At 73.5% G+C, this 13497-nt stretch carries 13 protein-coding genes; 4 read left to right on the top strand and 9 right to left on the bottom strand.

Annotated elements, in window-relative coordinates; translation table 11 throughout:
• Nucleotides 1–81: 81 nt before the first annotated feature.
• On the bottom strand, nucleotides 82–843 hold the full coding sequence (locus VFJ21_13640; protein ID HET7408161.1) for a glucose 1-dehydrogenase: 762 nt from the start codon (nucleotides 841–843) through the stop codon (nucleotides 82–84).
• An 88-nt stretch (nucleotides 844–931) separates the two neighbouring features.
• Between VFJ21_13640 and VFJ21_13635 the strand changes: the two genes are divergently transcribed.
• From VFJ21_13635 to VFJ21_13625, 3 genes are all read left to right on the top strand, one after another.
• Nucleotides 932–2197, top strand: a complete 1266-nt coding sequence (locus tag VFJ21_13635) for a CBS domain-containing protein (protein HET7408160.1) — start codon at nucleotides 932–934, stop codon at nucleotides 2195–2197.
• Between the two features lie 61 nt (nucleotides 2198–2258).
• Nucleotides 2259–2762 carry a DUF1003 domain-containing protein gene (locus VFJ21_13630; GenBank protein HET7408159.1) on the top strand — a complete coding sequence of 168 codons (504 nt, stop codon included), beginning with the start codon at nucleotides 2259–2261 and terminating at the stop codon, nucleotides 2760–2762.
• Nucleotides 2763–2797: 35 nt separating this feature from the next.
• Nucleotides 2798–5119: an ATPase, T2SS/T4P/T4SS family gene (locus VFJ21_13625; GenBank protein ID HET7408158.1), complete on the top strand. Its 2322-nt coding sequence runs from the start codon at nucleotides 2798–2800 to the stop codon at nucleotides 5117–5119.
• A 13-nt stretch (nucleotides 5120–5132) separates the two neighbouring features.
• On the opposite strand, the gene VFJ21_13620 is transcribed toward VFJ21_13625, so the two are convergent.
• The 6 genes from VFJ21_13620 to sigE form a co-directional block, all read right to left on the bottom strand.
• Complete coding sequence (locus VFJ21_13620) at nucleotides 5133–6278, bottom strand: Mrp/NBP35 family ATP-binding protein (protein ID HET7408157.1); 1146 nt, start codon at nucleotides 6276–6278, stop codon at nucleotides 5133–5135.
• Between the two features lie 97 nt (nucleotides 6279–6375).
• Nucleotides 6376–6705: a twin-arginine translocase TatA/TatE family subunit gene (locus tag VFJ21_13615; protein ID HET7408156.1), complete on the bottom strand. Its 330-nt coding sequence runs from the start codon at nucleotides 6703–6705 to the stop codon at nucleotides 6376–6378.
• 246 nt (nucleotides 6706–6951) lie between these two features.
• Nucleotides 6952–8349 carry a trypsin-like peptidase domain-containing protein gene (locus VFJ21_13610; protein HET7408155.1) on the bottom strand — a complete coding sequence of 466 codons (1398 nt, stop codon included), beginning with the start codon at nucleotides 8347–8349 and terminating at the stop codon, nucleotides 6952–6954.
• Nucleotides 8350–8398: 49 nt separating this feature from the next.
• A complete protein-coding gene (locus VFJ21_13605) occupies nucleotides 8399–9553 on the bottom strand; it encodes a sigma-E factor regulatory protein RseB domain-containing protein (GenBank protein HET7408154.1) in 1155 nt (384 codons plus the stop codon).
• Entirely contained in the window at nucleotides 9550–10089 is a 540-nt protein-coding gene (locus tag VFJ21_13600) for a zf-HC2 domain-containing protein (protein ID HET7408153.1), read from the bottom strand. The genes VFJ21_13605 and VFJ21_13600 overlap by 4 nt, the downstream gene beginning before the upstream one ends.
• Nucleotides 10089–10739, bottom strand: coding sequence for an RNA polymerase sigma factor SigE (gene sigE / locus VFJ21_13595; protein HET7408152.1), 651 nt, complete (start codon nucleotides 10737–10739; stop codon nucleotides 10089–10091). Before sigE ends, VFJ21_13600 begins: the two co-directional genes overlap by 1 nt.
• Nucleotides 10740–11041: 302 nt before the next feature.
• On the opposite strand from sigE, the gene VFJ21_13590 reads away from it, so the two are divergent.
• Nucleotides 11042–11581 carry an O-methyltransferase gene (locus tag VFJ21_13590; GenBank protein ID HET7408151.1) on the top strand — a complete coding sequence of 180 codons (540 nt, stop codon included), beginning with the start codon at nucleotides 11042–11044 and terminating at the stop codon, nucleotides 11579–11581.
• Nucleotides 11582–11687: 106 nt separating this feature from the next.
• Here VFJ21_13590 and VFJ21_13585 read toward each other — a convergent pair whose 3' ends face one another.
• Together VFJ21_13585 and VFJ21_13580 are read right to left on the bottom strand one after the other, a co-directional pair.
• Nucleotides 11688–13163: a leucyl aminopeptidase gene (locus VFJ21_13585; GenBank protein ID HET7408150.1), complete on the bottom strand. Its 1476-nt coding sequence runs from the start codon at nucleotides 13161–13163 to the stop codon at nucleotides 11688–11690.
• 113 nt (nucleotides 13164–13276) lie between these two features.
• A complete protein-coding gene (locus VFJ21_13580) occupies nucleotides 13277–13444 on the bottom strand; it encodes a DUF3117 domain-containing protein (protein ID HET7408149.1) in 168 nt (55 codons plus the stop codon).
• Between the last annotated feature and the right edge of the window lie 53 nt (nucleotides 13445–13497).

Raw genomic sequence — 13497 nt, 5'->3', positions numbered from 1 at the left:
CAACCTCGGGTGACCAAATGCCTTGGCGCGCTGAACGAACGGATGACCCGAATCGCTCCCCGCAACGGCGAGAAACCAGGCTTACGTGGCGAGGACGCCGCCGTCGACGGTGAGGACGGTGCCGGTGATGTACGACGCCGCGTCGCTTGCGAGGAAGACCACCGCGGCGGCGCACTCCTCGAGCTCGCCCATGCGCCCCGTCGCGATGCGCGGCAGCACCGACTCGAGGTAGCCGGGGACGTACTGCGCGGTCATCTCCGACGGGAAGAAGCCGGGCGCGAGGCAGTTGACCCGGATGCCCTTGCGGCCGGTCCACTGCACGGCAAGGTCGCGGGTCAGCCCGATCAGCGCGGCCTTGGTGGCGGAGTAGGCGGCCTGCGGCAGCCCCGCGGTCGTGCTGCCGAGCACGCTGCCGATGTTGACGATCGACCCGCCGTTCCCGGCCGCGCGGCCGAAGGCCTGGCACATCCAGTAGGCGCCGTTGAGGTTGACGTCGACGACGTCGCGGAACTGCTCGGGCGTCTCGCGGGTGGCCGGCGCCGCAGTACCGATCCCGGCGTTGTTGACGAGGATGTCGACGCCGCCGAGCTGCTCGACCGCCTGCTGGACCAGCCGGGTGCAGTCGTCGGGCTTGCTGACGTCGGTCGCCACGGTGATCGCGCGCCGGCCGGCCGCCTCGACGAGGCGCTTGGTCTCCTCGAGCCGCTCGACCCGGCGGGCACCCAGCGCCACGTCGGCGCCCGCCTCCGCCAGCGCCTGCGCGAACGCCACACCGAGCCCCGACGACGCGCCGGTCACGACGGCGACCTTCCCCTCGAGGCGGAACCGTTCCAGGATGCCCATGAGCAGGGACCCTAGCGAGCCCTGCGAGCGCCCGGCGTCACGTCGTCGCCTGCCGGGTCGGAGGCGCCCACGGCGGTAGCCTCAGCCCATGGTCACCGGCGCTCCGACCAGGGTCTTCCTGGCCCGGTTGGCCGACCTGACCGTCCTCGGCCCGGACGGCGACCAGGTCGGCCGGGTCCGCGACGCCGTGGTCGCGCTGCGCATCGGCCGGCAGCCCCCGCGGGTGCTCGGGCTGGTCGTCGAGGTCCAGCCCCGCCGGCGGGTGTTCGTGCCGATGGGCCGCATCACGACGATGGACGCCAGCGCGGTCATCATCACCGGGTCGATCAACCTGCGCCGGTTCGAGAAGCGCCCCGGCGAGACCCTCGCGCTCGCCGAGCTGCTCGACCGCAAGGTCGACATGGTCGAGGACGGCACCTCGGTGACCGTCGTCGACGTGGCCATGGAGCAGGCCCGCACCCGCGACTGGCTGGTCACGAAGGTCGCCGTACGCCGCTCCACCGGGCTGCGCCGGCGCGGACAGCTGATGACCGTCGACTGGGACGCCGTGACCGGCTTCTCGCTGGCCGAGGACGACCAGGGAGCGGCCAACCTGCTCGCGGCGTTCGCGCAGCTGCGCCCGGCCGACCTGGCGAGCATGCTGCACGAGCTGTCGCCCAAGCGGCGGGCCGAGGTGGCCGCGGCGCTCGACGTCGACCGGCTCGCGCACGTGCTCGAGGAGATGCCCGAGGACGACCAGGTCGAGATCCTCGAGAAGCTGCCCGACGAGCGGGTCAGCGACGTGCTCGAGGCGATGGCGCCCGACGACGCGGCCGACCTGCTGGCCGAGCTGCCCGAGTCGGAGCGCGAGCGGCTGCTGCAGCTCATGGAGCCCGACGAGGCCGAGCCGGTCCGCCGGCTGCTGACCTACTCCGACGACAGCGCCGGCGGCCTCATGACCACCGAGCCGGTCGTCCTCACGCCCGACGCGACCGTCGCCGAGGCGCTCGCCCGGGTGCGCGACCCCGACCTGACCCCCGCGCTGGCCAGCCAGGTCTACGTCTGCCGCCCGCCGACGGAGACACCGACCGGCAAGTACCTCGGCATCGCGCACATCCAGCGGCTGCTGCGCGAGCTGCCCGGGTCGCTGGTCGCCGGCGTGATCGACAGCGACATCGACCCGCTGCGCCCCGAGTGCCCGCTCTCGGAGGTCACCAGCTACCTGGCGACCTACAACCTCGTCGCCGTGCCCGTCGTCGACGAGGACGACCACCTCCTCGGCGCGGTCACCGTCGACGATGTGCTCGACCACCTGCTGCCCGCCAACTGGCGGGACGTCCCCGGCAAGACCGGGGGGGTCGCTCGTGGCGCGTGAGAGCCGGCGCGACAGCGGCCGGCGCCTCGACGTCCCGCTGGGGCAGCGCCGGCTGTTCGAGATGCCGTCCTACGACCCGGAGTCGTTCGGCAAGGTCGCGGAGACGTTCGCGCGGTTCCTGGGCACCGCGCGGTTCCTCGTCTACATGACCGGCTTCATCATCATCTGGCTCGGCTGGAACACCTGGGGTCCGAGCCGCTACCAGTTCGACCCGAAGTCGCTCAACTACACGCTGCTGACCCTGCTGCTGTCGTTGCAGGCGTCCTACGCCGCCCCGCTGATCCTGCTCGCGCAGAACCGCCAGGCCGACCGCGACCGGGTGTCGCTGGAGGAGGACCGGGCCCGCAACGAGCGCAGCATCGCCGACACCGAGTACCTCACCCGTGAGGTGGCCGCGCTGCGGGTGGCGCTCGGCGAGGTGGCCACCCGTGACTTCCTGCGCAGCGAGCTGCAGCGCCTGCTCGAGGAGCTCGACGGCGACCGCAGGCCGCTCGACGAGTCCACCGCACGCGGCGAGGTCCTCCCGGCTAGTGACAATGGGCGGGAGCGACCTAGTCCGTCCTGATACTTCACTCCTGGCCGCCCGGAGCCGATGGCCAGATGGTGAGCATGCTGCGCGCCGACGAGATCGTCGAGGCGTCCGTTGCCGCACCCCGCTTCAGCCCCCGCCGCCGGCGGCTCGGCGAGGTGCTGGTGGAGCACGGCGCGATCACCCCCGACCAGCTGGAGGAGGCGCTCGCGATCCAGCGCGACGTCGCGCCCGGTGAGCGGCGCCGGCGGCTCGGCGCGGTCGTCGTGCAGGCCGGGTTCGCGACCGAGACCCAGGTCGCCGACGCGCTGGCCGGCGCCCTCGGTCTACAGCTCGTCGACCTCGGCACCATCCCGCTCGCGCCCGAGATCACCCGCACGCTGCCACGCACGGTCGCGCAGCGGCACATGCTGCTGCCGATCGCCCGCACCGAGGCGGGCGGGCTCATCGTCGCGTCGGCCGACCCGACCAACGTGGTCGCGCTCGACGACGTACGCCTCTACACCAAGGCCGCCGACATCACGGTCGTCGTCACGACCGAGTCGCAGCTGCGCGACCACATCGCGCGCTCCTGGTCGCTGTCGGAGGACTCGTCCGACGTCGCGACGATGTTCGAGGACGCCGCCGAGGAGGAGGACGACGACCTCGGCGACCCGATGGCGGACAACGCCCCCGTCGTACGCCTCGTCAACGCCATGCTCGCCGACGCCGTGCGCGCCGGCGCGAGCGACATCCACGTCGAGCCGGGCGCGGCGGAGATGAAGATCCGCTACCGCATCGACGGCCTGCTGCGCGACGTCATGACCGTGCCCCGCTCGGCGGCCGCCGGCGTCGTCAGCCGCATCAAGGTCATGTCGAGCCTCGACATCGCCGAGCGCCGGGTGCCCCAGGACGGGCGCGCCCGCCTCTCCGTCGACGGCGCGCTGCTCGACACCCGTGTCAGCACGCTGCCGAGCATGCACGGCGAGAAGGTCGTCATCCGGCTGCTCGCCCGCGCCGACCGGGTCGCCAAGCTCGCCGCGCTCGGCCTCGACGAGGACCAGCTGGGGATCCTGCTCGGCACGCTCGCCGCCCCGCAGGGTCTGGTGCTGATCACCGGCCCGACCGGCTCCGGCAAGACCAACACGCTCTACAGCGCGATCCACGAGATCCGGTCGGCCGAGCGCAACATCGTCACGCTCGAGGACCCGGTCGAGATCCAGCTCGCCGGCATCACCCAGACGCAGGTGCACGAGCGGGCCGGGCTGACGTTCGCCCGCGGGCTGCGCTCGATCCTGCGCCAGGACCCCGACATCATCCTGGTCGGCGAGGTCCGCGACACCGAGACCGCGAAGCTCGCGCTCGAGTCGGCGCTGACCGGCCACCTCGTGCTCACCACCCTGCACACCAACAGCGCGCCCGCGGCACTGACCCGGCTCGTCGACATGGGGGTCGAGCCGTTCCTCGTCGCCTCGTCGCTGTCGCTGGTCGTGGCGCAGCGGCTGGTGCGCCGGGTCTGCGACCAGTGCTCCGAGCCCTACACGCCGGCCGCGCGCACGATCACCGGGCTCGGGCTCACCCCCGACGACCTCGAGGGCGCGACGCCGCGCAAGGGCCGCGGGTGCACGCACTGCGGCGGCACGGGTTACCGCGGGCGGGTCGGCGTCTACGAGATGCTGCCGGTCACCGCGCACCTGCGCTCGGTGCTGCTCAACTCCCCGACCGAGGCCGCGGTCGCGGCCGCCGCGCGCTCGGCCGGCATGACGACCCTGCGCGGGTCGGCGCTGGCCAAGGCCCGGGCGGGCATCACGACGTACGACGAGGTGCTGCGGGTCACCCACGTCGACTCCACCGGCGGCGCGCACTGCCCCTCGTGCGAACGCGGGCTGGCCGAGGACATGGTGGTCTGCCCCTGGTGCGGCACCGCCGTCAACCGGGGCCACTGCGAGAGCTGCGCCCGGCCGCTCGACCCCGAGTGGATCATGTGCCCGTGGTGCCGCACCGAGGCGCCGACGACACCGCGAGCCGTGGTGACGCCCGCCCGACCGCGCGAGGCGACCCGGCTGCTGGTGGTCGACGACGACCGGGCCACCCGCTCCTACGTCACCACCACGCTTGCCGGCGTCGTCGACGTGCACGCGGTCGGCACCGTCTCCGAGGCGCTCGCGCACCTGGCGGGGGCCGACTACCAGGGGGTGCTCGTCGACGCCGAGCGTCCCGGTCTCGAGGTCGTGCGCCTGCTGCGGGCATCACCCGCGACGGCCCACCTGCCGGTGGCCGTGACCAGCAGCGCGGCGTCGGCCGACCAGGAGGCGGCGGCACTCGCGGCCGGCGCGGACGACTACCTGGCGAAACCGATCGAGCCCGACCTGCTCGAGGAGCGGATCACCGCGCTGCTCAAGCGCTCCCGCTGAATCGCCGGCGGAGCTAGCGGCTGACCGGCGTCAGGTTCAGCGGGCGGCCGGCGAGGCCACGCGCCCGCTTGCCGAGCGTCGCCGCGATGTCGAGCAGGGCGACGGCCGAGGGGGAAGCCGGGTCGCTCTGCACGATCGGCGTACCGGCGTCGCCGCCCTCACGCAGCCGCACGTCGATCGGCACCGAGCCCAGGACGGGGACGGGGGCTCCCGTCGTACGCGACAGGGCCTCGGCAACCGACGCGCCGCCGCCGGTGCCGAACACGTCGACCATCTCGCCGCAGTGCGGGCAGGGCAGGCCGGCCATGTTCTCGACGACGCCGGCGATGTGCTGGTGCAGCGCGAGCGCCACGGTGCCCGCGCGCTCGGCCACCTCGCGGGCGGCCTGCTGCGGGGTGGTGACGACGACGACCTCGGAGCCCGGGATCAGCTGCGCGAGTGAGATCGCGACGTCGCCGGTGCCGGGGGGCAGGTCGAGGAGGAGTACGTCGAGGTCGCCCCAGTAGACGTCGGCGAGGAACTGCTCGAGCGCCCGGTGCAGCATCGGGCCGCGCCAGGTGACCGGCTTGCCGCCGGTGAACATCCCGATCGACATGACCTTGATGCCGAGGTCGGTCTCGGGCGGCAGGATCATGCCCTCCCCGACCTGCGTTGGGGCCGCCTGGGTGAGACCGAGCATCCGCGGGATCGAGTGCCCGTAGATGTCCGCGTCGACGACGCCGACCTTCAGCCCGTCGAGCGCCATCGCGACCGCGAGGTTGACCGTGACCGACGACTTGCCGACCCCGCCCTTGCCGCTGGCGATGCCGTAGACACGGGTGAGCGAGCCGGCCTTGGCGAACGGGATCTCCCGCGCCGCCTCCCCGCCGCGCAGCTGCTGGCGCAGGGCGGTGCGCTGCTCGTCGCTCATGACGTCGAGGTCCACCGCGACGCCCGTGACGCCGGGGACCTTGGACACCGCGGCGGTGACGTCGCGGGTGATGCGGTCACGCAGCGGGCAGCCGGCCGTGGTCAGGTAGACCGACACCCGCACGGCGCCGTCCCCGGCCACGTCGACCGACTTGACCATGCCGAGCTCGGTGATCGGCTTGTGCAGCTCTGGGTCGTTGACCGTCGCCAGCGCGGCCCGGACGGCCTCGGTGCTCGGGATTTCGCTCATCACCGCTCATGGTACGGCGGGAAAACCGGTCGCCGGCGGGCGCGTGGGAGCGACCTGGTACGCCGACGGCGCGGACCCCGCCGGGACGGCGCGTGGATCAGGTCGCGTCGACGTCGTAGGGCGGGCTCTCGCCGTACTGCAGCACGGGCGCGGGCCGCGGCGCGGGCACCCCGCCCGGTGCGTCGTCGTCCATGAGCGACGACATGAACCGTCGGGGGTGCAGCTCCGCCAGGCTGGCGAACTCCTCCTGGAGCCCTGGGTCCATCTCCGCCCGCAGGTCGCGGGTCGCGTCGCGGGCCATCTGCCGCAGGGCTCGGATCTGCTTGGCTGCGTCGGAGGCCACCTTGGGCAGCCGGTCGGGGCCGAAGATGAACAGCCCGACGAGTGCCAGCAGGAGGATCTCCGCCCAGCCCACGTCACCGAACACTGCGCCTCACCAGATCCGCGGGTGCGCCGGCAACCTGCCGACTCGTGTCACGGTACGCCGGGAGGCGGGCCGACGGGAACCGTAATGGGACGATGGCAGGCGAGCGAAATCGCCGCCGGCGCCGATGCCGAGGCTGCCCAGGCGGCGCGGTCGGCGCGGCGCCGGCAAGGCCGCAGGGAGCGCCGTGTGCCCGGAGGGCACACAAGCGACCGAGAACGAAGCCGGCGTCGATGCCGAGCGTGCCGCTTAGCCGACCTTGTCGTCGCTCGCGAGAGTCATCGTGACCGTGTGCTGGGTACCACCGCGAAGGTAGGTGACCTGCACCGAGTCACCGACCTTGTGCTTGCGGGTCTCGACGATCAGCTCGTCGACCGAGGTGACCCGGGTGCCGTTGACCGCCACGATGATGTCGCCCGGCTGCAGGCCGGCCCGGTCGGCGGGGCTGCCCTTGACCACGACGTCGACGTAGGCCCCCGGCTTGCTCCCGGCGATCTGGGCGCTCTGGCTGTCGGTGAGTGTGTTGGCCTGGACGCCGATCACCGGGTGGCTGGCCTTGCCGGTCTTGATGAGCTCCTCGGCGATCGAGCGCGCGTAGTCGATCGGGATGGCGAACCCGAGGCCGATCGAGCCTGACTGGCCGCCGCCGCCGAAGATCGAGTCGGACCCCAGGGTGGCGATCGCCGAGTTGATCCCGACGACCGAGCCGTCGTCGGCGGAGACCAGCGGGCCGCCCGAGTTCCCGGGGTTGATGGCCGCGTCGGTCTGGAGGGCGTCGATGACCGCGTCGGTGTCAGTGCCCTCGCCGCTCGCGCGCACCGGGCGGTCCTTGGCGCTGATGATGCCCGAGGTGACGGTGCCGGCGAGCCCGAGCGGCGAGCCGACCGCGATCACCGGGTCGCCGACGACGAGGCCGCTGGAGTTTCCCAGCCGCGCCGGCTTGAGGTCGTCGACCCCCTGCACCTTGATGACCGCGAGGTCGGACTGCGGGTCGCGGCCGATGATGCGCGCCGGCACGTCCTGCCCCGGCCGGTTGTAGAGCTGCACCGTGATCTGCCCCTGGCCGTCGGCGGCCGAGGAGATCACGTGGTTGTTGGTCAGCACGTAACCGTCACGGCTAAGCACGACTCCGGAGCCGGTGTCCCCCGACGTACCGGACTGGACGTTGACCGAGACGACGCTGGGCAAGACCTCCGCGGCGACGGCCGCGACCGAACCGGGCGGCCGAGCGTTCTGCCGCTGCGCGGGCGGGGCCGAGAGGGCCCCCAGCGCCTGGTTGCCGTTGTCCGACGACGTACCGCCGGTCGCGAGCACGGCGAGCGCCGCGCCGACCACGCCGCCGACGAGCGCGGCGATCGCGACGGCGACCAGGAGCATCCGCGGGATACCGGTCAGGTGCAGCCGCTCGGCCATCGACCGCCGCGGGCGATGCTCGTCACCGCGCCGCGAATCGAAGATCACATCGGTCGGGAACACTGTCGTGTCGTGCGCCTGCGGGGTGGTCCACCCCGGGTGCTGCCACTGCCCGCCCGGCTGCCAACCGGCGATCGGCCGGGTCGGCGCGTCGGCGGGGTCGGTGCTGCCGGCGGCCGGAGGTTCGTCGCCCGCGCCGGTGCGGGCGGGGTCGCGGGGGTCGAAGTCGGTCATCGGCGGCGGGTTCCTCGGGGTCACGGCGTACGGCGACAGCGCGGGCGTCTCAGTCGAACGGGTTGAGCCACGACCCGAGCCTGCGCAGGCCGTGGTCCAACCGGTGCAACAAGCGTGTCATGAAGTGCTGCTTCGGGGCACCGTGCGGCAGGCTCGCGACCGCGCTGTAGAGCTGCTCGGGGGTCGCGTCGGCCAGCACGGTGTAGACCATCGAGCGGCCGGACCAGACCACCTGCTCGGGGGCGTCGCCGGTGGCCCAGACCTTGACGCCGCCCATGCGCGTCGACTGCCAGCCGGGCATACCGCTCGGGCCGAGGTGCCCGCGCTGCTCGAACACCGACAGCGTCGACAGGCCGTCGGTGTAGGACAGGTGCAGCACCTGGCCGTCGCCGTCGTTGTCGTGGCCGAGCCGGATGTCGAAGAGCTCCATCGTGCCGCCGGAGCGGCCGTCGAGCTCGGTCGGCACGTGCCAGCCGTCCTTCACGAGCCGGTGGGCCGACGCCAGGGCGACCTGCCGCCCCCACGGCGCGGGCACGGAGTCGGTGGGTGCGCTGACCAGGTGGGCCGCCTTCGCGCCGATCGCCAGGTTGACGAACGAGCTCGCCCGGGCCAGCCGGCCGTTGCGGTCGAGCACCTCGCGGCTCAGCAGCAACCCGGTCGCCTGGTCGATCCAGAACCTGCCGGCAACGCTGCCGTCGCCGCGCCTGGCGGTCACGAGGTCGGCGACCCGTCCGACGACCGTCGCCTGGCCGTCGGCGGTGAGCTGGTAGCGACGCGCGAGTACGCCGAGGGCCCCGGCGTCCAGGTCGGCGACAGCGGAGGTCGACCCCTGCCCGTCGGCGTCCCACACCCGGGCGCCGGGCGCGTCGGGGGTCTCGCGGATGTGGATCTGCGATCCCTGACCGGGGACGTGCGCGACATCGACGACGACGCTGGTGGTGCCGCTGCCCGGGCAGGCGACGATGTACTGCACACCGCTGTAGGGCAGGTCGCGCGCGGCGTGGACCGCCCGGGCGAGCAGCTCCTGTGCCTGGGTCGGCTCGGTGCCGCCGCCCGGCCCGGTGTTGGGCGACACGTCGGCCCGCGCCGGTGCGGCGAGCGCGCCACCCAGCACGCCGGCGACCGCGGTCAACGACGCGACCACCACCACCAGCGCGCGCAGGCTCTGACCGGCCCCGGGGCGGGCCGGCGACGCACAGGTCACGGCCCGCCGACTCCGGCGTACGAGACGCTGACCGCGGCCACGCCGGGATCGACCAGGGGGACCTCGTCGGTGGTGGCGGCGTGCTCGTAGAGGTAGCGGTCGACCGGCGGGCGGATCGTCGGCGCGTTGTTGCTCGGCGAGCCGATGGCGAGCGCGATCACCAGGGAGCCGAGGACGATCGAGGCGGCGCCGGCCATCGCCGTGCGCACGCGGTGGTGCTCACCACGGCCGGCCGGCCGGCGGATGTCGAAGCGGGAACGCGGGCGTCGGCGGCCGGGCCCCCCGAGCGGGCCGCGAAAACCCACGGGCCCCAACCGGTCGGACCGTCGGACCGGCAGGTCGAGCAGGCGGGCCGACAGGTCACCGGGGACCTGCGGGTCCCGCAGCCCGGTGAGGCGGCTCTTGAGCCGCCGTTGCGCCTCGACCTCGTCCCGGCAGGCAGCACAGCCGGTCAGGTGGGCGAGGGCGCGCTCACGGCCTGCGTCGTCGAGCTGACCGTCGACGAACGCGGCCGTGAGGTCTCCGAGATGGCGCATCACGCACCCCCATCTCTCGAGCCCCCAAGGGAAGGACCCCCGTCTTCGGCATCGGTGTCGCGCCGCTGGGGCGCACGGTCGGCGAGCGCCGCGCGCAGCTGGGCGCGGCCACGGTGGATGCGGCTGCGGATCGTGCCGAGCTTCACGTCGAGGGTGGCCGCGATCTCCTCGTAGGACAGCCCCTCGATGTCGCAGAGCACGACCGCGGCGCGGAACTCCGGCGGCAGGGCGTCGAGCGCGGCCTGCACGTCCGCGTCGAAGTGGCGCTCGTCGTAGACCCGGTCGGGGGTCGGGTCGAGGCCGGCCAACCGGTCGGCGGCGTCGTCGGCGAGCGCGTCGAAGCGGATCCGCTGGCGGCGGCGCACCATGTCGAGGAAGAGATTGGTGGTGATCCGCGACAACCAGCCCTCGAACGTGCCGGGCGTGTAGGAGTCGAGCGCCCGGAAGACGCGGATGAACGTCTCCTGGGTCAGGTCCTCGGCGTCGTGCGCGTTGCCGGACAGGCGGTAGGCCAGCCGGTAGACCCGGGCGGAGTGCTCGCGGACGATCTCCTCCCACGTGGGCGGGGTCCACGGCATGCCGGAGGCGTCGCGACCACGCGCCTCGTCGGGCATCGGCCTGCCTCCCCGTCCCGTCACCACTTCAGGCATCGCGTCGGGCGACACCGCGAACCTTGTGGTGACCATGGTGGTCGCTTGCCGCCTCTCTGTCCGACCCGGGGCCGGGCACCGCCCGCTCGCCGCGCGTGGCTGAGCCACTGGGCCTACTGCGTTGCCAACGCCACGGGGGCTCGGACGGTTCCCATTAGGCTGTGGACGCCCGCGCCCGGGCACCGTCGACGTGACCGCCGGAGGCCGTCATCGCACCGAGTCTCGAAGCCAGCCGCGCCTACACCGAAGGGTTCCGGCCCGAGGACGACGTGCTCGCGGCGGCTCGCCAGCGGTCCGCGGAGATGGGGGTCGAACCGGTCACACCGGGCACCGGCGCGCTGCTGCACTTCCTGGCCACGGTGCTGCAGGCGCGCGCGGTCGTGGAGGTGGGCACCGGCACCGGCGTCTCGGGGATCTGGCTGCTGCGCGGGATGACACCCGAAGGCATCCTCACGAGCATCGACGTGGAGGGCGAGCACCAGCGGCTCGCCCGCGAGTCGTTCACCGAGGCCGGGCTGGCGGCCGGCCGCTGCAGGCTGATCGCGGGCCGGGCGCTCGAGGTGATGCCGCGGCTGGCCGACGGCGGCTACGACCTGGTCTTCTGCGACGGCGACCGCGCGGAGTACGCCGACTACCTGGGCGAGGCGTTGCGGCTGCTGAGGCCGGGCGGCGTGGTGGTCTTCGACCAGGCGTTGCTCGGGGACCGGGTGGCCGACTCGTCGGCCCGCGATCCCAAGACCGTGGCGATGCGCGAGCTCGGCCGGACCGTACGCGACGACGAGCGCCTGCAGGCGGTGCTGCTGCCGGTGGGCTCGGGAGTGCTGGCAGCCGTCAAGAAATAGCCCCGAAACACCGGCGATATGGCTGTTCCCCGGCCGCGGGAAGCGCCATATCTCTAGTGTTTGCAGGGAGAAGTCGAGGTCTGCCGCGTGAGCAGGGAGATCGCGCTCAGGCCGGCGGCGCCAGCCAGCGCAGCAAGGTGCGTACGCCGAAGCCGGTGCCGCCCTTCGTGACATCGCCCTCGTCGGACTCGGCCCGGGCCGGCCCGGCGATGTCGAGGTGCGCCCAGCGCCGCCCGCCGGTGAACTCCCGCAGGAACAGCGCGGCGACGATCGCCCCGCCGGAGAAGTGCGCTGCCGGGTCGGCGATGTTGCGCAGGTCGGCGATATCGGAGTCGAGCGAGGCGCGGTAGTCCTCGACGAGCGGCATGGGCCACAGCCGCTCCCCCGCGGCCGCACCGGCCTCGACCAGCTCGTCGGCGAGGTCTTCGCCGCTGGTGAACAGCGCAGCGTGCCGCTTGCCCAGCCCGAGGCTGGCCGCGCCGGTCAGCGTCGCGAGATCGACGACGACGTCGGGGTCGAGGTGCGCGTCGGCGTAGGCCAGCGCGTCCGCCAGCACGAGCCGCCCCTCCGCGTCGGTGTTGAGCACCTCGACCGTGCGGCCGCCGTAGTGGGTGATGACGTCGCCGGGACGCTGGGCCGAGCCGGAAGGCATGTTCTCGGCGGCGGGCACCAGCCCGGTGACGCGGGCGGTGACGCCGAGCGCCTGCAGCGCGGCCATCGTGGCGATCACGGCCGCGCCACCGGCCATGTCGGTCTTCATCGACATCATGTTGTCGTTGGGCTTGATCGACAGGCCGCCGCTGTCGAACGTGATGCCCTTGCCCACCAGCACGACGTGCCGCGTCGCCCCGGCCGGCCGGTAGCTCATCTCGATCAGCCGCGGCGGCCGCACCGAGCCCATGCCGACGGCGAGGATGCCACCGAAGCCCTCGGCCGCCAGCTGCTGCTCGTCGCGGATGCGGACGTCGACGCCGCCGTCGGCACAGGCTTCCCGGGCCTGCTCGGCCAGCCACTGCGGCGTCTTCTGCAGGCTCGGCGTGTTGACGAGGTCGCGGCAGCGCATCGCCGCCGCCGCGACGACCTGCGCGCGCTCGACCGCGGGCCGGGCGCTCTCCGCCGCCACGATCTCGACCCGCTGCAGAGCGCGGGCCTTGGGCTTGCTCTTCTGGCTGAAGGTGTAGACCGCCAGCGCGGTCGACTCGGCGACGGCGGTCACCTGTGCCGGATCGCCGTCGGGCACGAGGGCGCTGGTGAGCGCCGGCTCGTCCTTGGCCCGGCGGACCAGCGCGGCGGCGGCGTTGCGCAGCGCCGGCAGGGAGCCGTCGCCGATGCCGACCAGGTAGAGCGTGCGAGGGGTGCCGGAGCCCAGCAGCGGCAGGACGTGCACCTCGCCCGCCTCGCCCTTGCCGCTGTTTCGGCGTACGACGTCGAGCAGGTCGGCGTCCGGGAGGAGCGCGCGGACCTCGTCCGCACGGGCGGCGATGACGGGACCGTCGTCACCGGGGCGGATCGGTACGGCGAGGGCCGCGGCGCCGTTGATGCGGTCGGTGAGCTCGACGACGGGTCGGGGGTCAGCAGCCACGGGCCCAGCCTCGCAGACCGCGCCGATCGGACCGGCCGGGGCTCACCCGAGGCCTCCGGCTTCCCCGCCTCTGTGGGGATCCGCGGATCCCCACAGAGGCGGAGAGGCAGTGGTCAGCTGCCGACGGCCTTCAGCTGGCTGCCGAGCTCCTCGGCTTCGTCGGCGGACAGCTCGACAACGAGCCGGCCGCCGCCCTCGAGCGGCACACGCATGACGATGCCGCGGCCCTCCTTGGTGACCTCCATCGGGCCGTCGCCCGTCCGCGGCTTCATGGCCGCCATGCTGGCTCCCCTCGGTCGTGGCGTGTCCGTGCTGCGGGGCCGGTGCGGGCCCC

The sequence above is a fragment of the Mycobacteriales bacterium genome, assembly GCA_035690485.1.
Classification (GTDB): domain Bacteria; phylum Actinomycetota; class Actinomycetes; order JAFAQI01; family DASSKL01; genus DASSKL01.
This window is presented reverse-complemented; position numbering and strand designations above follow the sequence as displayed.